This window comes from Lysinibacillus sp. EB271-A1-10B (assembly GCF_058791335.1).
In genome coordinates, this window is record NZ_JBYTDL010000003.1 from 197,912 (window position 1) to 217,277 (window position 19,366).

Genomic DNA, 19,366 nt, shown 5'->3' on the forward strand with positions numbered 1-19,366 from the left:
CAAATGCATTTGAATGATTCTGGAACAGTAGAATCAATGTTTTACAAAAAGGTAATAGAATACTTTGAGGGAGTGAAGTAATATGCCACATGGATCTCGTGTGCTTGAGGAACCAACAAGCCCTGGAACACCATCCGTTGTTTCTAGTATCGTACCAGTTGTTTTTGGTACAGCGCCTGTCAACTTAGTTGAGGGCATTGACAATATAAATAAACCTATTATGTGTAAATCTTTACCGGACTTTAAAAAGCAGTTGGGGTACTCGAAGGATTGGGACAACTATACTTTATGTGAAGTAGCGTATGCAGCGTTTGTTGAATTTGAAGTTGGGCCGTTTATTTTTGTGAACGTATTAGACCCTAAAGTGCATAAAAAGAGCCTTACAGAACAAACGTTAACAATCGAGAATCATAAAGCTACGATAAAAAATTATGGTGTGCTTAAAAAATCACTAAAGTTGATAGCAAACAATTCAGAATTAAAAGAAGATGTAGATTACATCGCGTCATTTAATGATGTTGGTTTAGTTACAATCGCCTTTTTAACTACCCAAACAGCAGTTACAGCGGAATATGATATGTTAGATCCTTCGCTTGTTACAGCCACTGAAATTATAGGTGGATATGATGTTGATACAGGTAAAGCATCAGGATTAGAGTGCATTAATAAGGTATTTCCACGTTTACGCCTTGTGCCTAGTCTAATCCTGGCACCAAAATTTGCACTTGACCCAACTGTAGCTGCAGTCATGCGAGCAAAAGCAAATTATGTAAATACGTATTTCAAGTCATTCGCTTTAACAGATGCAGATACAAGCGAAACTGTAGTGTTTACTGATGTATCTGGTTGGAAAAATGATAACGGCTATACAGGTGAGCTAGAAGCTTTTTGTTGGCCACTAGTAGCTAGAAAAGATAAAGTGTATCACTTATCGACTCATTTCGCTTGTAACGTCTTAAAAGTTTGTGCAATCAACAATAACTATCCATATGAATCTGCATCAAATAAATCAATTCCTATCGATAAGTTAGTTGTGAAAAACGGTGACAAATACGAAGAAGTAGAACTGGAACCGAACCAGGCAGAAATTTTAAATGATCAAGGTATTGTAACAGCAATGAATTTTGTAAATGGATTTGTCACATGGGGAAATTACACAGCTGCTTATCCAAATGTTACAGACGTAAAAGATAAATTCCATGCGAACCGTATAATGCATAATTTCATCGGCAATACAATTGTACTTAAAACTTGGGAGAAGGTAGATGGTCCAATCCGTCCGCGCATGGTTGATGAAATTGTTGACGAGATGAATATGTGGATGAATGGTCTGCAAGGAGATGGAGCAATTATTGGTGGACGAGTAGAAGCTCGTGCGGAAGATAATCCAGGCGAACAGTTAACAAACGGCAAAATAATTTTCAGGTATTTTGTGGCTGAACCAACGCCAGGGCAAGAAATTGAAAACATATTACAAGTAGACAAGTCTTACTACGACACAATTTTTAACTAAGGAAGGGGAACGATAAAATGGCAAAAATCCCTGAAAAATTAAATGATTTTAGAGCATATGCAAATGGCAGTCCTGAGCTAAAAGGAGTAGCTGATTTACAACTACCATCATTAAACCCTAAAACTGAAACTGTAAGTGGCGGTGGGGTTATGGGGGAGTACGATTCTCCAAACTTTAGCCACTTAGAATCAATGAAGGCCACAATCAACTGGCGAATGATTAACGATGAACTATTAGAATTTTTAAAACCAGAAGCAATTAAGTTAGATTTTCGATTAGCAAACCAAGAGTACGATGGTGCGAAAGGTAAACATGAGTTTAGTGTTAACCGTATTGTTATACGTGGGATTCCAATTAATAATGATTTAGGTAAGGCAGCAAAAGGTTCGCCTTATGAAGGGTCATCAGAAGTTGAAGTTTTATATATAAAAATGGAATATGACGGAAAAACTTTGATTGAGATTGATAAACTCAACTATATTTATCGTGTTGGAAATGTCGATTATATGGAAAAATTACGTGCTGCACTAGGTATATAAAAAAACAATTGATAGGGGATAGAAAAATGAACAATGAAAACTCAAATGAACAAAAAAATGAACAAAAAAATGAACAAAAAAATGAACAAAAAAATGAACAAGTACTTGATCAACCTACAGAGAAACTAATCGATCAAGAGGATAAAAATAAAACAAAAAATGAGAATCCGGAAATTAAAACGGTTAAAATCAAGCGTCCTATCAAAATTACTGATGGGGCGCTTTTAAATGAGGTTAAACTTGATTTTACAACAATGACTGGGGATAAAATTTTAAAAATTGATGCTGAATTACGTGAAATGGGTACTGGTTTTGATGATTTATGGAATCAAGCTGTTATTTTGAAATTGATGTCTAGAGCATCTGGCATTATGGAGGATGATTTAAGAAAATTACACGGCGGTGATTATTTAGAAGTGGCCTTTCAAACAAGAAATTTTTTCTTGCAGTGGTAGGAAACAATGGTGCTAAGGGACTTAGAAAGATATATATACAGTTAGGCATTGGTGTTCCTGGCAGCATGGATTTTTGGGTAAAACAAAGTATAGGTGAGTTGAATGCTTGGATGGAAGCAATTGATGATTTTGAAGGGGCTGATGGATAGTGTCTAAAACATTTGAAACAACAGTTCAGATAAACGGCGCTATCGGTGGCTCATTTAATAGTTCATTTAGAAACGCTGCATCTGGACTAAAGAATTTAAGCAGTAGTGCAAAAGCTGTACAGCAAGAAATGAATCGCTTGGGCCGAGATTATAATAAAGGAGCTATACATCAATCTCAATATGCCGAAAGTACAGCAAAGCTATCACGCGAATTGAAACAACTCGAAGGATCTCAAAGGCGTGTTTCTGCTTTAAAATCAACTTTTTCAAGCGGTGTTAATACGGCTAAAACAGTTGCAAGTGTCGGAGCAGTTGGTACAGCTGCAGCAGCTACAGGACTAGCAATTTCATCAGTAAATACAGCAGCAAATTTCCAGAAGCAAATGTCAAAAGTATCTGCAATATCGGGTGCTACAGGTGCTGATTTTGATAAATTAAGGGAACAGGCAATAGGACTAAGTAAAACCTCTATATTTACGGCCACTCAAGTTGCAGAAGGGGAAGAATTCTTAGCTTTAGCTGGTTGGAAAACCAATGATATTGTGTCGGCTATGCCAGGAATGCTTAATTTAGCTACGGCAGGTTCTTTAGATTTAGGTAGAGCAGCAGATATTACAAGTGATACCATGCAAGCATTTGGCATGAAAGCAACTAAAGCTGGACATGCTGCAGACGTTTTTGCTTATGCTCAAGCTAACGCTAACACAAACGTTGAGATGATTGGTGAAGCTATGAAATATGCAGCTCCTACGTCAAATCAATTTAGATGGTCTCTCGAAGAAACAACCGCAGCAATGATGGCAATGGCTAACCAAGGGTTGAAGGGTTCAATAGCCGGTCAAGCATTTTCAAGCTCAATGGGTAAATTAGCTGAGGATGAAGGAAAAGCAGCGAAAAAGGCGAAAAGTTTAGGCATGGAGTTTTTTGATGCTCATGGAAAAATGAAGTCCCTACCTGGCGTGATAAAAGAGATAGAAAAAGGCACAGCAGGAATGAGTGATAAGCAGCGAGTTAATACGCTACAAACAATATTTGGTGCAGAAGCATTTAAACATTGGGCTATTTTACTTTCGACTGGTTCAGATGAGTTGGACCGAATGACAACTGCAATGGAGAAATCAGACGGAACAGCAGCGAAAATGTCCAAAACAATGATGGATAATTACAGCGGGGCTCTTAATAACTTACAAGCCAGTATCCAAACAGCCCAAATCGAATTTATGTCGCCAGTCTTACCAGTGCTACAAAAGTTTTTTGGCGGTGTATCAGGAAATATTGAAGATAACATGAGTGTTATTAAAAAAGCTGGAGAAAAAACAGCGAAAGTTCTTAATGACATTACAGAACCATTCAACTCGAAACCAATTATGCCAAAAATCACACCGGATATGGACCCTACTGATGCAAAAAATATGATGGCTCAATACACCAAAGACATGCAAAAATACGAAATGTTTAAGGATATGGGCTTTGGTGAAAAAGTTGAATACATGTTAGACACTACTATGCAAAAAGCAGAAGCATGGGTAGGTGGACCCGGTGGCGAAGCGATGGGTAAAATCTTTACGAAGTTAGGTACAATCGCGGGGAAAGCATGGATTGCTGGGTTAACTGGCGCTGCTAGTGGAGCTTTTTCAAGTGCATTGGAAGGAAACTTTAGCGGAGCTTTAGGTTTAGGTGCTGCAGCTTGGATGTTGGGTGGAGGAACACTCGTGAAAGGCGCTATAGGTGCCGGCAGATGGGCAATGGAGAACAAGGGTGGGAAAGGTGGTAAGAAAGAAAAAAATAAAGACTCAGCAAAAGGTGCAGAATCAGGAGATCTAGTTTCTACATCAGGGGAGTCAAAAAAGAAAAGTAAAGGTAAAAATTCAAAAAACACATCAACAAATGCATCAACGGGTGGTAATAAAGGCAAGAAATCTATTTTCTCATCTATCTGGGATACAGGTAAAGGCCTTGCCAAAGGCGGTGGAAAGGCTTTATCGACTGCAGGTAAATGGGTTGGTAAAGGGCTTGTACCATTAAGTCTAATCTCAGGCGGTTTGGATATATTTAAATCATCAGATAAAGTCAAAGCAACTGGAGAAACTGCAGGAGGAGCTCTAGGTGGCTGGGGTGGTGCAAAAGCGGGAGCAGCAATTGGAACAATATTTGGACCGGTTGGTACAGTTGCAGGAGGAGCCCTTGGTGGAGCAGCAGGATATTTCGGTGGTAAATGGTTAGGTGGAAAAACTATTGATACAGCAAGAGGTAGTGGTGAGGTTGCTAAAAGTACACCAGAACCGTTGCGGACGTTGGCACCTAGACCAACATTGGCACAGAATCCGACACCAGTACCCGGATCAACAAAACAGGCGAGTCCTGAAGCTGCTAAATCCATCGATACTACAAAGTTAAATGAATCAGCCAATAAACTTGCAACTACCTTAGAAACTACTAATACAGCCTTTACACCAATAGCTACAAGTGCTCCGCTGATTGGTCAAAATATGACTACACTTGCAACAAGTTTAGTAACCACTAATACAGCGTTTACAGCAATATCAACAAGCGCTCCGTTGGTAGGCCAAACTATGACTATGTTAACGGGATCATTTACAGAGCTTCAAACAAGTGCTAGTACCACAGCTGCTAATATGAATAATTTAACGATGTATTCAGGATTAGTAAGTACAGACTTTGTTACATCGTTTTATTCGCTTAAAGCAGCAACTGATCAATCAACATCTAACATGTCAAGTCTAGCGGCAGCAATAGCATCTGCATCTGGAATGTTCAATATGCAAGGTATTCAAACAGCGACACAAGGTGTAATAGCAGCTTTAAATAGTTTGAAAGCTCGTATTGACAATGCACAGGTTCCAACAAGCGGTGGTGCAACATCAAGGAGGACGGCATATGAGTAGTTATACAACTATTCAAGGAGATACGTGGGATTTAATTGCATATAAGTTGTGGGGGAGCGAGTATTTGCTCCCTCTTTTATTTGAAGCCAATCCAAAATATAAAGACGTATTAATTTTTGAAGGCGGACTTTTATTAAACGTTCCTGAAGTTATGGTAGAGGAAGTCACAGAAAGGCCGGAATGGTTAGGAGAGGAAGATGAACTATGAGTACGAAACTTGCCAAAAGTACAAAACTCAACATTCTCTATAATCATCAAAGTATCAAAGAAATACTAAATCAACACTTAATTTCTTGGACGTATACAGATAATCTGTCAGGTGAAATAGATGATCTAAATATTGAATTAGAAGATACAGAAGCGTTGTGGCTTGGTGATTGGTTTCCATCAAAAGGCTCTCTTATCCAAGCTACAATTGAAAAATTGAATTGGGAAAACAGTTCCTTTAAACAGCAAATCGGGAAATTTGAAGTTGATACGATTACTGGTAGAGAATCTGTGATTACCATTATGGCTATGGCTACATCTGAAAAGTCTAGCTTACGGGGAGAATACAAAAGTAAGGCTTGGGAAAAAGTTAAATTAAAAAGTGTATTCAGTGAAATTGCAAAAAGAAATGGTATGAAACTAGTTTGGCGATCATCAGAAAATCCAACTAAGGATCGTATTGAACAAGACAACGAAACGGATTTAGCTTTTATCTATCGCTTGTGTAAAGATGAGGGGCTATGCTTAAAAAACGCCAATAACAGCATTATCGTTTTAAATGAGGAAGATTACGAAAAACAAGGAGCTAAGTATTACATCAGACGTAAAAGTAAAGAAACCGACTTAATTAAAGTAATAGAGCGAAGCTTTGAGAGTACATTAACAGACACATATAAAGCTTGCAAAGTTACACATACGGTAAAAAAGAAAACCATTTCTGCTACTTTTACACCGAAAAAACAGAATAAGACTGGCCGTGTTCTAAACGTGAAACAAGAGGTTAAATCCCAAGCGGAAGCGTTAAGAATAGCTAAGAAAAAGCTTCGTGAAAAGAATAAAGAGGCTACAACAGTGACATTAAAAGTGTATTCATTAGTACCTCTCTATGCTGGCATGACATTTAACTTGGTTGAGTTCGGAAAATTAAACGGTAAGTACATTGCATCTAAAGTGGTGCACAATGATTCATCCACCACATTATATTTACGTAGATGTCTGGAGGGGTATTGATATGGAAGAATGCCAAGTAGTAAGCGTTGATGATGCGACAAGGAATATTCGTGTGAAACGTTTAGAAAGTAACGATATGGTATCACGCGAAATTCAGGTGTTTAAAGGTACTGAGCTACCAAAAGTAGATGCACACGTTGTATGCTCATTCAAAAATGGAAAAGGTTATATGATAGGTGAGATAGAATAGAGGTGATGTTATGGGCACAATCGCAACATTTGGTGATTTAGTGTTTACAGTATCAGCTCAACAAGTGAAAACATTTGATGAGTTAAGTCGAACGATGGAAGCTAGATATACCAAGCATGAAATTAAGCATCAAAAACCCATTCTAGAGTTCGAAGGTTTAGATGTAGATCCGATTACTTTTGATATACAGCTACGTGCTGCATTAGGTGTTAATCCAATAAAAGAACTTGAGAAATGGCAGGAATATATCCGAAAAGGGAAACGAGCAATATTAGTGATTGGAAATCGCCCTTTTTCAAATAATGCTTTTGTTGTAAATAGAATCACAGAGAAATATCCGGATATCGACAACAAAGGTAGAATGCTGGCTATTGATGCGACAATTGAAATGTTGGAGTATCCCATTACTATTCAATCATCAAAGAAAACTACTCAAAAGACGGCTAAAACTTCAAACAACAGCAATAGCAGTAAAACATCTAAGAAAAAAACAGGTACCATTACAATTACTGTACAGTCCGTTAATATACGTTCTGGACCAGGTACAAACCATAAAATTCTAGGGTGTGCATACAAGAATAACACTTTAACCGTCTATGAGAAAAAAGGGGATTGGTACAATCTCGGTAGTGGAAAGTATATAACAGCTAGTACGAAATATTCTACGTTCAAAGGAGTGAGTTAACTTGTATGAAGTAGAAGCCATGACCAATATTGACTACGGAGCGACAGGGGTACAAGAAGTACTGCAAAATGTCGCTTTTATTTTGTCTACTTATACAATGAATTGCCCTTTAGATCGTGGTTTTGGTATTGAGTCAGTAATTGATAAGCCTATTACTATCGTTAAAGCATTGCATAGTGCAAATGTTGTTGAAGCGATAAATCAATTTGAACCAAGGGCTACTGTCCAGGAAATTGAAATAACAGGAGAAGCCGAACAAGGGCTACTTAGAACGAAAGTGAAGGTGACAATAAATGACGAATCGATTTGATTTACCTGATATAACGTTTTTTGATAAGTCGCCTGAATCTATTGTTAGTGAAATGCTGCAGCACGTAAATGATAAAACAGGGCTAGAGTTTCAACGAGGGGATCCACGGAGAAAACTTGTTGAATCGCTAGCTGTTTTTGTATCGTTCGAACGCAATCGAGCTGAACATGCATTAAAACAAAATCTCTTAGCATACGCGACAGACGATATGTTGGATTTAAAAGGTGACGAGTTAGACACACCAAGGTTAGTTGATAAAGCTGCTACTACAATTATAGGATTCAATTTAGAAGCTACTAGAGGTGTAGCTTTACCGATTCCACAAGGAACACGGGTGAAAATCGCAGAGGCATATTTCCAAACAACAAAGGTTGCTGTGGTGCCTATCGATACTAATTACATTGAATTACCAATGACTTGCACAGAAACAGGCGAAATGGGTAATGACTATTTACCAGGTGAAACAGTAACGTTAGTGGATCCGTTGCCATACGTAAAATCTGTTGTTAATACTGTTGTTTCAAGTGGTGGTGTGGAAGTAGAAGAAGATGATCCATATGCAGATCGTATCCGATTAGCACCAGAAAAATTTTCTGTTGCTGGGCCAGATTTAGCATATAAGTATTTTGCATTAACCTCTAGCCAAGATATTGCTGATGTTGAAGTGGATAGTCCAAGCCCTGGTGTTACTAGAATCGTTGCATTACTTAAAAATGGTGAAATCCCTACACAACAACATTTAGATAAAATCTTGGCCATTTGTTCTTCAGAGAGTGTAAGACCACTCACTGACAATGTAATAGCAACTATTCCAGATGTATTAAATTTCGAAATTGAAGTGCAATATTGGCTACCAAACTCAAAAGCAACAGTAGCTGATGGACTCATGCAAAAAGTCGAAGCAGAATATCAATCTTATCTAGTTTGGCAACGTTCTAAATTAGGTCGTGACATCAATCCAAGCGAAATTGTAAATAGACTTAAAAGTATATCCACAGAGAAGCTAGCGGAACGTGTGGAGGTAGTTGGGGTAAGTTACACAGAAATTGAAAAAACAAAGATAGCTGTCGCGACTGAACATAAATTAACATTCATGGGGTTCATCGATGACTAGTTTAATAAAAAAACTATTACCTTACTCCTTACAAAAAGATCCCTTCACAGTTGCGCTAGCCGAAGCGTTTGAAATACAAATGACTCAACTATATGAAGAGTTTAGAGCTATATCAAACTTGTATTTATTAACTGATGCTCCAAGCTTGCTTGTCGATTTTTTAGCACATGAGAAACATGTTGATTTTTACGAGGGGTTAACTCTTGAAGAAAAGAAAAACGTTGTAAGAAATGCTCTACACATACATCGAAAAAAAGGAACAAAATCTGCGCTACTACGTGTATTCGAATTGTTGAATCTGGAAGGAAAAATAGATGAATGGTTTGAATATGATGGAGATCCTTATTATTTCAAGGCAAATATAGATGTATCTGATAGAGGCGTTGACGATGCCACAATCAAACTTCTGGAACGTTTAATTAAAACATACAAAAACAACCGCTCATGGCTTGAAGTACTTGATATTAATTTAACTTCTAGACAAAACAAAATTCATGTAGGATCCGCAACACTTACCGGGGAAGAAATAGTGGTGTATCCATATATAGCTACTGACTTGTCAACAAACTCAAAAATTAAAATAGCAGCTGCTAATACAGCAAACTCTGAAAATCTAACCATTTATCCGAGAGGAGGAAATTAAATTGAGTGAAAGATTTGACACAATACTAACAAACGCTGGTTTAGCAGCCGTTGCAAATGCCTCGATTACTCAAAAACAAGTAAACTTTGCGAAATTAGCTGTAGGTGATAGTAATGGTGCCTATTACACACCAACACAAGAAGCTACAGCACTACGCAATCAAGTGTGGATTGGTAATGCATCATCTGTAACAACCGATCCGAACAATCCTAATTGGATTGTTGTTAAAGCCGTCATACCTGGAACGGTTGGTGGTTTTGAAATTCGAGAAATTGGTATTTTTGATGAGAATAATGTTTTGTTAGCAATCGGGAAATTACCATTGACATACAAGCCTATTTTTTCGGAAGGTAGTACCAAAGAGCTCACTATTAAAGCTATCTTTGAAGTGACTAATACAAGTGCTGTCACATTGAAAATAGATACATCTGTTATTTATGCAAGTGAAAAATATGTAGATGAAAAAGTAGCCACTATTGTTTCAGGACTGGAAAATGTACAACAAAAGCTAACTAAACATGAAGTCGATTATGTGAAGCACCCTTTCCATACAACACCAACGTTTGCTTCGAATATATACAGTGTCACGCTTGATACTACAATAACTGACTATGTAGACGGTATGGGTCTGGTGCTTAAGTGTCCAACAGCTAGTACTACTAATGTTGTAATCAAGGTTGGTAGTTTACCGCAAAAAGTGGTATTAAATGCTAATGGTAACTTAGTTAAGAACTTTAAAAAAGACGCTATTTATGCTGTACGCTACAACGCTACAGTTACAAACCCCGCAATATTCACAGGTACAGGGGCTTTTATCTTACAGGGTGAAGGGGGGGAGTACGGGAACGCTACAGCGGCAGAGGTTGCGAAGGGTAGGACGTTCGGGACTGACGACGGTTTAAAAACGGGTACTGCTATAATCAGTAAATTGCCACCATTCATACCTAATAAACAGATGTTATATACATCTGGGACACTTTATCAATGGAATCATCTGCAAGCACCGATATTCTCAGTTGGCGGTCTATTTGGAATTACAGCAACTAACTCACCTGCTAACCTTGATGCGACCAAAATCTTTAGGTTAACTACTAGTAGCTATCAAGCGTTGTTTGACTCAGATTCATGGACACATATCAAAGGGTGGGGTTCATATTTCCGTTCAGGATGGCATTTAGTCACAGACTACGCACCATCATCATACCAATTATTTTCTAGTGACAGTTCAACATATATAAGCATATTCCAAATAACATCAACAGCGTTTAATGCGAATGGCAATATAACAGCCGCTAAGCCTTGTGCAGGTGGTCTATCTGGTGTACAACGTGATGGGTATTTATACACTATTGAGCGAGCGGAGGGTGGTATAACGCGTTTACACAAGCTATATGCACCGTTCCAAGGCGGTGCGGGGTCGTTAATACAAACATGGTCTGTTGCGTTAGACTCACTTTATGCTAGCGGATATAACGTCCAATTAATAGATGGTTATGTGGTATTTACTAGAAGAGATCTTATGAAAGTCATTGTATATGACCTAACACTAACATCGGTGAAGGTGATAGACGCGGACTATGGTAATGGTCAGGACGCATTGATGACATCACCAGATAACATCAGAGGATTATTGTACTCGTCTATCGTGTACGATAAGACAACAGGTGCATTTGGGCAAAAGAATATGGGCTTAAATCAAAACCAAGCCAATGTCCATACGTACCCGTACAATTGGGTTACATCAAACGGATGAGGAGAGATATTATGAATAATACAGAAAACGCAATTCACCTAAAAATAACCGATGGTTTGGCAGTAGTAGTGGGGAACTCGAAAACATATGTCTATGGCGGCATTGATATGAAATACTCATTATATGCATTCGTTGACGATCGGGATGATATTGGGTATGTAATGTATAATGGCACCGAGGAATCACTCGAAGGATTGAATGTCGAAATCATCACAAAAGAAGATTTCGATATCATAAGTCAGAATTATGCAGATTATATTAATGCAAAGGCAGAAGCATCCAAGAACCCAGTAATCATGGAACGATTGGAAGAACTGGAGAAAGAAAATAAAGTGTTAAGGGAAAACAACACAAATCTGCATAAATCACAAGCAGACCAAGATGAATTACTTATGCAATTAATGCTAGGGCTAGGAGGTAATTAATATGAATCCTGTATATACTTGTTTTTTACGTAACTGGGAAAATTGTAGAGCTAAGGAAAAGGAAATTGATTTAGCTGTTTCTAAAGGTTTAATTACTGAAAAAGAAGCCGACAAGATTAAGGTAACTAAGCAAAATAAAACAACATAAGTAAACTAGTAAACGCAGCATAAGCTAGCGTTATTTTTTATGCCTAAAGTTGCAGGGAATACTTTCCTTTTGTCGAAGTAAAGCAGATGAAAGGATGGAGAAGTCAATTGAAACTTTATCATGGAACATCATATAGTAGAGGAATTCAAATATTGGATGACAAAAAAATAAAAGGTAGTAATGTAGATAGAATCTATAAAAAAGAGGAGATAGGATCACCAACTACAGATGGCTATGTATACTTTGGCGATTTAGCAGTTTCGACGGACTATGCCAATAAAACCTGCGTTATATATGATAAGGACCCTTATCTAATGATTTTTGAAGTTGAGGTAAATGACGACATAATAGAAGCAGACATTGATGAAATAAATTATACATTGAAGAGGTACAATAAAACTCAAGGGTTTACAGATATAGAAAATCAGAGACCTGATGAGTGTTGGGCATCATGTAGAGCTTTGAGAGTAAAAGGTGATGTGGAATTGATACCTGGAAAATTTAGATTTGCAAAACTTAAATCCAATTTATTTAGTCTAGATGATAATAGTGATGATAAAATTAGCGCAGCTTTTACAATGAAAATTGTTAAATTGAGAAAGGATTTAAGTGATTTAGGAGAAGAAAAAAAGCTAAACTTATATACACAAATACAATGGGAACAGTAATGCATTCCAATTGAAAAAAATTATTATGAGCTATGAGAGCAATCGAGATGGGCAACGGTACACTGTACTGAATTTCGATGCTTCTCATGGCTTTTTATTTTATGGAAAAGGAAGGTGTCTTATGGACATTGCACAATTAATTCAATATCCGTTTTTATCATTAGTACCAACAACGATTTTATATATGCTACTTGCTTATTTCGCATTTAAAGTATTGGATTTTGTAACAGGCTTATTGAAAACATGGAAAAAGGTATCGCCTTATCAATCACGGATTATGCGTGATGGTATCATTCGATGGATTGGGGAGCTTGTGGCTATTACATTTGTTATCCTATTGGATTTAATTTTTGGATTAGATTTCTATTTAACAGGCTTCACATTAGCTTTATTCCTATACAAAGAAGGTGGTTCAATCGCTGAAAACCTTCAAACATTAGGTGTAGATATGCCTGGAATTGTTGGAGAAACAATTGAAAAACTTAACAAAGAAGGTGGGCGCAAATGACGTATGTTATCGAAAAACGCTTAATGTCAGGATTGCCAAACTATGCTTTGACAGCTGCTAAATACGTCATTGCCCATGAATCAGGGAATCCAAACAATTGTGGCCCAAACGCTTTAGAAAATGAAATAGCATACATGAACCGCAATAAAGCCAATGCATTTACATCTCACTGGGTAGGCTGTGGCGGTAAAATTGTACAAGTTGCGCCAGTTAATCGTGTGCAATATGGTTGTGGCCCGAAAGGTAACCCACTTAGCTATGCACAAGTAGAGTTGGCTCGTACAAATGATAAGGAGCAATTTAAGAAGGATTACGCTGCTTATATTTGGTTGTTACGTGAACTTGCTAAAGAGGCTGGAATACCTGTTGTACTCGATGGCAGTGGCAACGGTATAAAATCACACCGTTGGATTACGGACAATTTAAAAGGTACGACACATAGAGATCCTTTTTCGTATCTGCAGAGCATGGGGATTTCAGAGGAGCAATTCAAGCTGGACATTAAAAATGGTTTAGAGGAAGTAAAAGAGGTGCAAGCAGCGAAAGTAATGCTCAATGATGCTAAGACTATTCCAGCTGTGATTATAGATGGTAGGACGCATGTTCAAGTACGTGATTTAGCTGACCTATTAGGATTGAAGCTTGTTTATAACAATGAGAGCAAAATAACAAAATTATATGAAGTGAAATGATTAAATCAGCCACCTTGTAGCTGAAATGCCCAGGTACTCAATTAATTTTGAGCCTGGGCTTTTTTACTTTTATAATATTGGTATATTTAGTAATTCAAAGTATACTTTATAAGAAATACATATTAGGAGCGATGAAGCTATGGTTAAAGCTTTAAATTGTCCAAACTGTGCTGCAACATTTGATCCAACAGAAAATGTCTGTGAGTACTGTGGTAGTTATAATATTACGTCAAAGGCGAAACAAATTACTTTTGATTCCAATGAATTTAAACTAACAAATAAAAAAATCTTCTTCCACGATATTGAAATGAATGAAAATGAATTTCCAATACGCTCAGGTTTAGGAAATATGTATTACAGTGTAACCAAATCTGATGGTGGTCGTTTGTTGTTAACAAATCAACGATTGATTTTTTGCGCCCATGCTATAAATTTAAATCCTAATTTATATTGGGAAGTTTATTTAGATGAGGTAGTTCGAACTGAACTAGGGTTAAATTTCTTCATTACACAGAAAATTCATGTCTTTGATGAAGAAGAGAACGAAACAATCTTTGTCGTTTATGGTGGGAAGAACTGGGTAAGTGAATTGGATAATGCTTTAAACAGAATTAAATAGCGAACACAATATACAAGGGACTAGGTACTCAAATGAGCGCCTAGTCTTTTTTTATTTCCAATATTTTGTACTTGCTAAAATAAGGACACTTGTTCCTGTGTGTTTATAAAAAACCGTTCTTATAAAAAACTATATTCCTCTAACTGGAAATATAATTTCCAATAGTGAGCACAAATATGTATATAACTGAATACAGTATTAAGGAGCTTATTGAAAGGTGGAAATAAAATGAATTATTCCTATCACTGCCCAATGTGTGGTGGGCTAATATATAATGACACTTATTTTGGGCAGAATCTCAGCCCTAACTATCAACAAGCCTACTATCCTAATATGCCGGTAAATAATCATTTAGTTCAAAGATTTGACTCTGACTTTGTATCACCGCAAGAGTTTCCTCGATTAAAAGGGAAGAAAATTCAAACAACTATCCCGAATCTTGGCACTATAACTGCTTGTGTGGGCAATTATGATCCTAATAGTAACCGTGTGGAATTATCAGATATTATAGCTATTCATACGGGTGTAAATCACGGTGCTATGGATTATAATCCAGCAGATTTAACAGGACTTAAAGTTATTAGTGAAACTTGCCAAGCTAATGGCCCTGCAACAGGAGATGGAGGAAGGCCTCCTATCTCAGAAGATGAACTTTCTAAAACAACTGTCATAAGAAAAACAATTACATCATTTGGCGTTCCGGATCCGAAATGGGATGATCCTTTTCATACTAGGACATATCGGGTCTATCTAGAAGTAACTGTACCTATAGTTATTCGCGACCAAGCACAAGAAATTTTAGACAGATGTATGACAAATGCTACAAATATCTTATTGAGAGATTTAGCTCCTTTTTTAACGCCTGCCACATATGGAGGTTTACCAGGTGCAATTCCAGCAGCTTTAGAAGATGCATCCCAAACATTTGCATTATGTGTTGGTAGTAATCCTATAATTTACCCTTATATTAATCGTATTAAGCTTAATGTAGGTGCTGGATTTGTATAACGCTTCGATATATCAAGAAGGAATTAAGAACTTTAAGCAGAAGTATTACTTTTAAGTCATTTAAACAAATAACCAGGCGCTCATAAATATGTGAGTACCTGGTCTTTTACCTTCATAACCAATTATTTAAATTATTCCTTTAATTTCAAGTTTGTCATAGTACCTACGCCAGTAGTGTTTACATTGACGTCAACTTTTATCTCTAATTCGGGAAATATCGTTGACCAATCATCTTTAATTTTTTTCCATGTTTTGTAATCTTCACGGTGAAGCACTTCCCCAAACCCTATAATATCGGCTTGATAATTCCTTTGAATTGTCATAAGTGTTTTTTCAATTCCAGTCTTTATCAACTCTGCAGTTTTTTTATTAATATACTCAATAGATTTGTTTTCAGTTAAATCTATAGCGCATTCAACTTCTCCCACATTTTGATCTATATCAATACGAACATTAATTTGGGGCGTATTGTTTTTAAATTTTCCCTTAATCTTAGTTGTTGATTTTTTAATTTCTGTTGTTAACTTACCTTCTTCAGGACAAGAAATAACTTCAACTGTACTTTTGATATTGTCATTCAAAAAATTGAAGCTTCTACTTTCTTCTTCTGTTAAAAATCCTATTAATTTATCTTGTTTGAATATAGCTAAGCCCGCATACTTCAATTTCGTAGAAGTTTTAATTCTTTCTACATTAGCTTTATCTATGCCTAATTGTGGATCCCCTTGTATTTCAATTATAGAGAGCACGGCACTTTTTTCTTTATTGCCAAGGATATTCACTAAGTCTTCTATATTAACTGATAATGTAGATCCCCAAGCCTTCTCTGAGTCATCTAATGAATTTATCATTTTATTGGCAGGTATTTTTTCTATAGGTGTTAAAACATTTAATACCTCTTTTGCAGAGGACTGATAAGATACGATGACATCAAAATCATTTCTAACTTCAGGATCTCTTGCTAATAAATCTACTGTTTGATCGATACCCTCTGTAGCTAAATCCTCTCCGATGACAACAACTTGAAGGTGTGCAAAATAAGCTTTTCTAGGTGTAATTGTTGTCAGTTTCCTAATTGCTTCAAATACAGATTTCCCCTTAGCATGGTATGTTACAACCGGTGATCGCCCACTAGAAGGTCTATTTGATATTTCACCAGGAGTAACTACTTGCACAGAAACTTCGTATTCATCATCTACTTTATCTACACCAGCCGCCATTACAATAGCAAGTTCATTTAATTCTTTTTTGCTCCAGCAGCTACTTAACAATAAGCTGATTAATAGTAGTAATAAAAATGTTAAAGATTTTTTAATCTCTGTCACCTCCAACTTACTCTCGGGATTGTTATATCAATTCAATTACAAGGATAAGCAAATTAAAGAAGCACTAATCAAGTAACATATAAAAAAGCCACTCGTTTGAGTGACTTGAAACCTTAATTCCATAATTCCATTGTTTGTCCAAATGATTTTACACCTTCATTTAAGTATTCAATCTCGCTAGCATTAACTACAAGATCAGCCATACCTAGTTCAGTGTTGTTAAAATCTACTTTCGCTGGCGTTACATTAAATTGTGCTACTTTAATATCTCCGATACGAATTGCCAACGTAACTGTACCTGTCATCAGGTTGTTGTAAAAATTCAAATGCTTGATTTAGTGTATTTAATGTACTCATACCAGGTTCTGAGTCTGCAGAGTAATCAATCCATACAAGTAAATTGTTTTGAGTAGTGCGGTTGTCAATTACTTCAACAGAATTAGCGTATGTAAAGAAAGAAGTATCCACACCATTTGGCGCCTGTTTCGTTTCTTCAACTGTATTTTCTTTTTCAGACGGCTCAGTGGTATTTTCTTTTGGGGTTGGATACTCTATTTTTTGTTCGCTAGGTTTTGGGTGTTCAATCGTTTCGTTCTTGGGAATCGGCTTTTCAGCTTCTCCACATGCGACAAGTAATAATGCCGACATAGCTCCTATGTAGAATAATTTTTTCATTTATAAATCCTCCCTTACATTTCCAATTACCATTCTAGGAAATTTGGAGGGAAAAGTACATATAAAAAAAGACAGACAACCAATATTAGTTATCTGTTTCTTCATTATTTACGGTTTGTATAGCTTTATTAAATGCTTCTTCAAAAGCTGCTTTAATTTCCTCAATTGTATAACCTTCTTCAAGTAATTCAGTTGTTGCTTTTTCTAATCGGTTCATTTAATTTTCCTCATTTTCTACTTCCAAAATCTTAAATAATTCGTTCATATCAGTTATATCAAATGCATTCAACAACTCGTTGATAGTGTTTTTGGTATAACTTTTTGTTTTGTCATTGTATAAATCGCTAACTGCTCGGTTTGTTAAATTTGTTCTTTCGACTAAATCTTTTTGTTCCCATTCTTTTTCTGCAAGCAAAACACGCAAACGTAATTTAATTTCTTTTGCCAAATTAAACACTCCTTCAAATGTATTTCGTGTACTTTAATTATATATTATTTAATCCAGATACACAATTCGTAATTGACATTTATATTTTAATTGTTTATTGTGTAATTAGGATGTGTTTTTTACATGGTAAATGTATCTGAGGAAAATGAAATACGTTTAAGTGTAAAAATGAGGAGGGGAACCAATGAACAACTATTTCAAACTCGAGCAAGAACGTTCTAGATATTTCTTCGAACAGGCACTTGTATTATCAACGGTGAAAGGTCATTTGAAAGGAACTATCAAGCACAATGAATCCAGTGAAGTTGTTGAGTTTGCAACTATGTTACTGGGAATCATTAACGAAGATTTAGCAGTTGTAGAAGAAAAGTTTAAGTAATTGGTATAAGAATCAAGAAAGTGAGGTGAAAAACGGTGGCGTTCGAATACCTAGCACAATACACAACATTTTACTCAGTAGCAGATATGGACACAACTGTCGAAAATCACATAGAAGTACATTACTATGACTTAACGGAAAGTGAACGTGCCATCGTTTTCAAGCTTGCTTCACACAGCTTAGAACATCCAGGAGTATGTCACTTAAAAGCGAGTACCATAGCTGCAGCATTGGAAATCAGTACTAAGACAGTTTATCGTTCGATTAAGAAATTATCCGAGTTAGGTATTATTGAAAAAGTGCCGGGAACAAAATTAAACGGCATAAAAGGTGCTAGTATTTATCGCATTTTACCTTATGTCCCATCGAGCGTGTCCCAACGAGAGACAGTCGATGAAGCCAGTAATGACGTGGTTTGTCCTCCACAATCTGAGAATCAAGCATTTAACTCTTTTAATCTTTTAAGTTCTAAACAAGCAAATAATATTATGAATCTAGAAAATGAATTAGCTTTGCAAGCTGAAAAGAAAAAAGAATACATGAACGAGTACCAGGTTATGCTATTTGATTTCATGCAATCACTGCCATTAGCAGACGACTTAAAAGATGAATTACATAAATGTGTTTTAGCTTCACAAGTAAATTCTATTGATGAATTTATTAAAGCTAAGACCGTTCTATTCAAAATTGCCATGGATATAAAAGAGGGTGTACTGACGGTTGCTAGTACATTAAGAGCAGTATTCGTAGGGGCATATAGTACAGCTGTAGAGCGATTAAGTATTAAGTCTAGTAAATCATCATATATAGAAGAAACACCAAATAGAGAACGTCCTGTACCGTTTTATAACTGGCTTAATGAACGTGATGATCGTACACAAATAAATAGCAGACCGAGTATGGAAAATTGGCTTGAATGGTGAGTTTCTTAATGAATTTATTAGAGATGGTATATTTGATGATAAGTTGTATAAATTGATAAATACAGTTAAAATA

26 protein-coding genes are annotated in these 19,366 nt (G+C 36.4%); 21 read left to right on the top strand and 5 right to left on the bottom strand.

Features of this window, described 5'->3' with window-relative positions; translation table 11 throughout:
* The first annotated feature begins 82 nt into the window (after positions 1-82).
* The 19 genes from AC3WSK_RS06210 (at position 83) to AC3WSK_RS06300 (ending at position 15,543) form a co-directional block, all read left to right on the top strand.
* Positions 83-1,513 (top strand): phage tail sheath family protein, encoded by a 1,431-nt coding sequence (locus tag AC3WSK_RS06210; protein WP_492413568.1) that lies wholly within the window; start codon positions 83-85, stop codon positions 1,511-1,513.
* Positions 1,514-1,530: 17 nt separating this feature from the next.
* Positions 1,531-2,052 carry a phage major tail tube protein gene (locus AC3WSK_RS06215; RefSeq protein ID WP_492413566.1) on the top strand — a complete coding sequence of 174 codons (522 nt, stop codon included), beginning with the start codon at positions 1,531-1,533 and terminating at the stop codon, positions 2,050-2,052.
* Between the two features lie 26 nt (positions 2,053-2,078).
* Positions 2,079-2,507 (top strand): hypothetical protein, encoded by a 429-nt coding sequence (locus AC3WSK_RS06220; protein ID WP_492413564.1) that lies wholly within the window; start codon positions 2,079-2,081, stop codon positions 2,505-2,507.
* 148 nt (positions 2,508-2,655) lie between these two features.
* Positions 2,656-5,562: a phage tail tape measure protein gene (locus tag AC3WSK_RS06225; protein ID WP_492413562.1), complete on the top strand. Its 2,907-nt coding sequence runs from the start codon at positions 2,656-2,658 to the stop codon at positions 5,560-5,562.
* A complete protein-coding gene (locus AC3WSK_RS06230; protein WP_492413560.1) occupies positions 5,555-5,770 on the top strand; it encodes a tail protein X in 216 nt (71 codons plus the stop codon). Before AC3WSK_RS06225 ends, AC3WSK_RS06230 begins: the two co-directional genes overlap by 8 nt.
* Positions 5,767-6,780, top strand: coding sequence for a phage late control D family protein (locus tag AC3WSK_RS06235; protein WP_492413558.1), 1,014 nt, complete (start codon positions 5,767-5,769; stop codon positions 6,778-6,780). Before AC3WSK_RS06230 ends, AC3WSK_RS06235 begins: the two co-directional genes overlap by 4 nt.
* Before the next feature lies 1 nt (position 6,781).
* Positions 6,782-6,970 carry a hypothetical protein gene (locus tag AC3WSK_RS06240; protein ID WP_492413556.1) on the top strand — a complete coding sequence of 63 codons (189 nt, stop codon included), beginning with the start codon at positions 6,782-6,784 and terminating at the stop codon, positions 6,968-6,970.
* A gap of 10 nt (positions 6,971-6,980) precedes the next feature.
* Complete coding sequence (locus AC3WSK_RS06245; protein ID WP_492413554.1) at positions 6,981-7,655, top strand: phage tail protein; 675 nt, start codon at positions 6,981-6,983, stop codon at positions 7,653-7,655.
* Position 7,656: 1 nt separating this feature from the next.
* The gene (locus AC3WSK_RS06250; protein ID WP_492413552.1) at positions 7,657-7,965 is read left to right on the top strand and encodes a GPW/gp25 family protein; all 309 of its coding nucleotides are present in this window, start codon (positions 7,657-7,659) and stop codon (positions 7,963-7,965) included.
* Positions 7,949-9,079 (top strand): baseplate J/gp47 family protein, encoded by a 1,131-nt coding sequence (locus tag AC3WSK_RS06255; protein WP_492413550.1) that lies wholly within the window; start codon positions 7,949-7,951, stop codon positions 9,077-9,079. Before AC3WSK_RS06250 ends, AC3WSK_RS06255 begins: the two co-directional genes overlap by 17 nt.
* A complete protein-coding gene (locus AC3WSK_RS06260) occupies positions 9,072-9,722 on the top strand; it encodes a phage tail protein I (RefSeq protein ID WP_492413548.1) in 651 nt (216 codons plus the stop codon). Before AC3WSK_RS06255 ends, AC3WSK_RS06260 begins: the two co-directional genes overlap by 8 nt.
* Position 9,723: 1 nt before the next feature.
* A complete protein-coding gene (locus AC3WSK_RS06265; protein ID WP_492413546.1) occupies positions 9,724-11,475 on the top strand; it encodes a phage tail protein in 1,752 nt (583 codons plus the stop codon).
* A gap of 11 nt (positions 11,476-11,486) precedes the next feature.
* Positions 11,487-11,900, top strand: coding sequence for a hypothetical protein (locus tag AC3WSK_RS06270; RefSeq protein WP_492413544.1), 414 nt, complete (start codon positions 11,487-11,489; stop codon positions 11,898-11,900).
* 1 nt (position 11,901) lies between these two features.
* On the top strand, positions 11,902-12,048 hold the full coding sequence (locus AC3WSK_RS06275; protein WP_492413542.1) for a hypothetical protein: 147 nt from the start codon (positions 11,902-11,904) through the stop codon (positions 12,046-12,048).
* Positions 12,049-12,155: 107 nt separating this feature from the next.
* The gene (locus AC3WSK_RS06280) at positions 12,156-12,716 is read left to right on the top strand and encodes a hypothetical protein (RefSeq protein WP_492413540.1); all 561 of its coding nucleotides are present in this window, start codon (positions 12,156-12,158) and stop codon (positions 12,714-12,716) included.
* Positions 12,717-12,837: 121 nt separating this feature from the next.
* Entirely contained in the window at positions 12,838-13,224 is a 387-nt protein-coding gene (locus tag AC3WSK_RS06285; RefSeq protein ID WP_492413538.1) for a phage holin family protein, read from the top strand.
* Positions 13,221-13,916: a peptidoglycan recognition protein family protein gene (locus AC3WSK_RS06290; protein ID WP_492413536.1), complete on the top strand. Its 696-nt coding sequence runs from the start codon at positions 13,221-13,223 to the stop codon at positions 13,914-13,916. The genes AC3WSK_RS06285 and AC3WSK_RS06290 overlap by 4 nt, the downstream gene beginning before the upstream one ends.
* A gap of 139 nt (positions 13,917-14,055) precedes the next feature.
* Positions 14,056-14,535 carry a hypothetical protein gene (locus tag AC3WSK_RS06295; protein ID WP_492413534.1) on the top strand — a complete coding sequence of 160 codons (480 nt, stop codon included), beginning with the start codon at positions 14,056-14,058 and terminating at the stop codon, positions 14,533-14,535.
* Between the two features lie 228 nt (positions 14,536-14,763).
* Positions 14,764-15,543 (top strand): hypothetical protein, encoded by a 780-nt coding sequence (locus AC3WSK_RS06300; RefSeq protein ID WP_492413532.1) that lies wholly within the window; start codon positions 14,764-14,766, stop codon positions 15,541-15,543.
* Positions 15,544-15,674: 131 nt separating this feature from the next.
* Here AC3WSK_RS06300 and AC3WSK_RS06305 read toward each other — a convergent pair whose 3' ends face one another.
* The 5 genes from AC3WSK_RS06305 to AC3WSK_RS06325 all read right to left on the bottom strand — a co-directional run bounded on the left by AC3WSK_RS06305 (position 15,675) and on the right by AC3WSK_RS06325 (position 17,991).
* Positions 15,675-16,868, bottom strand: coding sequence for a Ger(x)C family spore germination protein (locus tag AC3WSK_RS06305; protein WP_492413530.1), 1,194 nt, complete (start codon positions 16,866-16,868; stop codon positions 15,675-15,677).
* Between the two features lie 113 nt (positions 16,869-16,981).
* Complete coding sequence (locus AC3WSK_RS06310) at positions 16,982-17,155, bottom strand: hypothetical protein (protein WP_492413528.1); 174 nt, start codon at positions 17,153-17,155, stop codon at positions 16,982-16,984.
* The gene (locus AC3WSK_RS06315; protein WP_492413527.1) at positions 17,130-17,543 is read right to left on the bottom strand and encodes a hypothetical protein; all 414 of its coding nucleotides are present in this window, start codon (positions 17,541-17,543) and stop codon (positions 17,130-17,132) included. The genes AC3WSK_RS06310 and AC3WSK_RS06315 overlap by 26 nt, the downstream gene beginning before the upstream one ends.
* 85 nt (positions 17,544-17,628) lie before the next feature.
* The gene (locus tag AC3WSK_RS06320; protein WP_492413526.1) at positions 17,629-17,760 is read right to left on the bottom strand and encodes a hypothetical protein; all 132 of its coding nucleotides are present in this window, start codon (positions 17,758-17,760) and stop codon (positions 17,629-17,631) included.
* Positions 17,761-17,991 (bottom strand): helix-turn-helix domain-containing protein, encoded by a 231-nt coding sequence (locus tag AC3WSK_RS06325; protein ID WP_492413524.1) that lies wholly within the window; start codon positions 17,989-17,991, stop codon positions 17,761-17,763.
* 184 nt (positions 17,992-18,175) lie between these two features.
* Here AC3WSK_RS06325 and AC3WSK_RS06330 point away from each other — a divergent pair, with 184 nt between their 5' ends.
* Together AC3WSK_RS06330 and AC3WSK_RS06335 are read left to right on the top strand one after the other, a co-directional pair.
* Positions 18,176-18,370 carry a hypothetical protein gene (locus AC3WSK_RS06330; protein ID WP_492413523.1) on the top strand — a complete coding sequence of 65 codons (195 nt, stop codon included), beginning with the start codon at positions 18,176-18,178 and terminating at the stop codon, positions 18,368-18,370.
* 35 nt (positions 18,371-18,405) lie between these two features.
* Positions 18,406-19,293 carry a helix-turn-helix domain-containing protein gene (locus AC3WSK_RS06335; RefSeq protein ID WP_492413522.1) on the top strand — a complete coding sequence of 296 codons (888 nt, stop codon included), beginning with the start codon at positions 18,406-18,408 and terminating at the stop codon, positions 19,291-19,293.
* Positions 19,294-19,366: the final 73 nt, after the last annotated feature.

Excerpts from the sequence above, each read along its gene's own strand:
- AC3WSK_RS06260 (WP_492413548.1), top strand. The coding sequence starts at position 9,072 with ATGACTAGTTTAATAAAAAAACTATTACCTTACTCCTTACAAAAAGAT.
- AC3WSK_RS06220 (WP_492413564.1), top strand. The coding sequence starts at position 2,079 with ATGAACAATGAAAACTCAAATGAACAAAAAAATGAACAAAAAAATGAA.
- AC3WSK_RS06255 (WP_492413550.1), top strand. The coding sequence starts at position 7,949 with ATGACGAATCGATTTGATTTACCTGATATAACGTTTTTTGATAAGTCG.
- AC3WSK_RS06275 (WP_492413542.1), top strand. The coding sequence starts at position 11,902 with ATGAATCCTGTATATACTTGTTTTTTACGTAACTGGGAAAATTGTAGA.
- AC3WSK_RS06320 (WP_492413526.1), bottom strand. The coding sequence starts at position 17,760 with ATGAACCGATTAGAAAAAGCAACAACTGAATTACTTGAAGAAGGTTAT.
- AC3WSK_RS06330 (WP_492413523.1), top strand. The coding sequence starts at position 18,176 with ATGAACAACTATTTCAAACTCGAGCAAGAACGTTCTAGATATTTCTTC.
- AC3WSK_RS06295 (WP_492413534.1), top strand. The coding sequence starts at position 14,056 with ATGGTTAAAGCTTTAAATTGTCCAAACTGTGCTGCAACATTTGATCCA.
- AC3WSK_RS06235 (WP_492413558.1), top strand. The coding sequence starts at position 5,767 with ATGAGTACGAAACTTGCCAAAAGTACAAAACTCAACATTCTCTATAAT.
- AC3WSK_RS06245 (WP_492413554.1), top strand. The coding sequence starts at position 6,981 with ATGGGCACAATCGCAACATTTGGTGATTTAGTGTTTACAGTATCAGCT.
- AC3WSK_RS06215 (WP_492413566.1), top strand. The coding sequence starts at position 1,531 with ATGGCAAAAATCCCTGAAAAATTAAATGATTTTAGAGCATATGCAAAT.
- AC3WSK_RS06230 (WP_492413560.1), top strand. The coding sequence starts at position 5,555 with ATGAGTAGTTATACAACTATTCAAGGAGATACGTGGGATTTAATTGCA.
- AC3WSK_RS06240 (WP_492413556.1), top strand. The coding sequence starts at position 6,782 with ATGGAAGAATGCCAAGTAGTAAGCGTTGATGATGCGACAAGGAATATT.
- AC3WSK_RS06285 (WP_492413538.1), top strand. The coding sequence starts at position 12,838 with ATGGACATTGCACAATTAATTCAATATCCGTTTTTATCATTAGTACCA.
- AC3WSK_RS06300 (WP_492413532.1), top strand. The coding sequence starts at position 14,764 with ATGAATTATTCCTATCACTGCCCAATGTGTGGTGGGCTAATATATAAT.
- AC3WSK_RS06270 (WP_492413544.1), top strand. The coding sequence starts at position 11,487 with ATGAATAATACAGAAAACGCAATTCACCTAAAAATAACCGATGGTTTG.
- AC3WSK_RS06210 (WP_492413568.1), top strand. The coding sequence starts at position 83 with ATGCCACATGGATCTCGTGTGCTTGAGGAACCAACAAGCCCTGGAACA.
- AC3WSK_RS06290 (WP_492413536.1), top strand. The coding sequence starts at position 13,221 with ATGACGTATGTTATCGAAAAACGCTTAATGTCAGGATTGCCAAACTAT.
- AC3WSK_RS06315 (WP_492413527.1), bottom strand. The coding sequence starts at position 17,543 with ATGAAAAAATTATTCTACATAGGAGCTATGTCGGCATTATTACTTGTC.